The organism is Mesorhizobium sp. M7A.F.Ca.CA.002.04.1.1, from assembly GCF_004022805.1.
Classification (GTDB): Bacteria; Pseudomonadota; Alphaproteobacteria; order Rhizobiales; family Rhizobiaceae; genus Mesorhizobium; species Mesorhizobium ciceri.
This window is the reverse complement of the sequence record NZ_RZPL01001023.1, coordinates 1-1,441: the sequence shown is the minus strand read 5'-3', so window position 1 is coordinate 1,441 and position 1,441 is coordinate 1. Positions and strand designations below refer to the sequence as shown.

The following is a 1,441-nucleotide window of genomic DNA, read 5'->3' as shown; positions in this document are numbered from 1 at the left end:
CAACTGACCGGTGATGAGCCGGAAACCGTCGGGATCTACGCCAACAGCGAATTGCTGTTCCGGGTCGATACGATCGTAGTCGATTATGAGCCGCGATCCGTCGAACTGCTCCCGCATCGATTCGTCGTTCGGAAAGTCACCATCGGAGAGGGCTTTGAACCGCGCCCAATCGTCTATGCGAGCCGCGTCAAGCAGGTTGACGATGCGGCTGCGCTCTTGAGGTGTCAGAAAGAGCTTCTGGTTTTGCATATCCTGATCTCATTTGCCGTAAACGTAGCGGTAGAGGATATCGCTATCCATTGTGCCGCCCAAGTTTACAACGGATGTCCTGTCGAAGCCGCTTGCCTTGACAAATCCGGCCTCCCATGCGCTTTTCGCGCAAATTTTGAGGCCGGGCTTGATGCTTGGCCTGCAACCCAGCACCCCGGACTTTACCAATGACAATGCACCGTTACCGCAGCCATACCTGTGCCCAGTTGAGGAAGAGCGACGTCGGCTCGACCGTTCGCCTGTCCGGCTGGGTGCATCGCGTGCGCGATCATGGCGGCCTGCTCTTCATCGACCTGCGCGACAATTATGGCCTGACCCAGATCGTCGCCGATCCGGATTCGCCTGCCTTCAAGGTCGCCGAGACCGTGCGCGGCGAGTGGGTCATCCGCGTCGACGGCGAGGTCAAGGCGCGCTTGCCCGAGACCACCAACGCCAATCTGCCGACCGGCGAGATCGAGATCTTCGCCCGCGAGATCGAGGTGCTGTCGGCGGCCAAGGAATTGCCGCTGCCGGTGTTCGGCGAGCCTGACTATCCCGAGGATATCAGGCTGAAATACCGTTTTCTCGACCTGCGCCGCGAGACGCTGCACAAGAACATCATTGCGCGGACAAAAATCATCGCCGAAATGCGCAAGCGCATGGGCGAGGTCGGCTTCACCGAATTCTCGACGCCGATCCTGACCGCGTCGTCGCCGGAAGGCGCGCGCGACTTCCTGGTGCCGTCGCGCATCCATCCCGGCACCTTCTATGCGCTGCCGCAGGCGCCGCAGCAGTATAAGCAGCTGATCATGGTGTCGGGCTTCGACCGCTATTTCCAGATCGCGCCCTGCTTCCGCGACGAGGACCCGCGTGCCGATCGCCTGCCCGGCGAATTCTACCAGCTCGACCTCGAAATGAGCTTCGTCGAGCAGGACGACGTGCTGTCGACCATGGAACCTGTCATGCGCGGGGTCTTCGAGACCTTCGCCAACGGCAAGCCGGTGACGCAGAATTTCCAGCGCATTCCCTATGATGTGGCCATGCGCAAATACGGCTCCGACAAGCCGGACCTGCGCAACCCGATCGAGATGCAGGCCGTCTCCGATCATTTTCGCGATTCCGGCTTCAAGGTGTTCGCCAACATCCTGGCCAGCGACCCGAAGGCCGAAGTGTGGGGCATTCCCGCCAAGAC

General features: G+C 60.7%; 2 protein-coding genes. One reads left to right on the top strand and one right to left on the bottom strand.

Going from position 1 to position 1,441, the window contains the following annotated elements:
- Positions 1-249, bottom strand: a 249-nt coding sequence (locus tag ENZ75_RS31700) for a hypothetical protein (protein ID WP_164888170.1), incomplete at its 3' end; no start/stop codon positions are given.
- A gap of 194 nt (positions 250-443) precedes the next feature.
- Here ENZ75_RS31700 and aspS point away from each other — a divergent pair.
- On the top strand, positions 444-1,441 hold a 998-nt coding region (aspS, locus tag ENZ75_RS31695), incomplete at its 3' end, for an aspartate--tRNA ligase (protein WP_164888171.1).